Raw genomic sequence first — 230 nt, forward strand, 5'->3', positions numbered from 1 at the left:
CGGCGGGCATTCCTGCGCCACCTGTCGCCGATCCGGAAGAAGCGCTGGGTGGTCTACGCCAAGGCGCCCTTCGCCGGCCCGGAAGCGGTGCTCGCCTACCTGTCGCGCTACACCCACCGGGTGGCGGTCTCGAACAGCCGCCTCATCCGCCTCGACGAGAGCGGCGTCACCTTCCGCTACAAGGACTATCGTCGCGAAGGCGCCGACCGGCAGCAGCTCATGACGCTCGC

General features: G+C 69.6%; 1 protein-coding gene. It reads left to right on the forward strand.

All coding sequences use genetic code 11. The features are described 5' to 3' along the window. Window positions 1-230 (forward strand): transposase (locus tag BQ8794_RS36645; protein WP_244555059.1); only part of this gene is annotated, 230 nt, incomplete at both ends.

The organism is Mesorhizobium prunaredense (assembly GCF_900156895.1).
GTDB classification, from domain to species: domain Bacteria; phylum Pseudomonadota; class Alphaproteobacteria; order Rhizobiales; family Rhizobiaceae; genus Mesorhizobium; species Mesorhizobium prunaredense.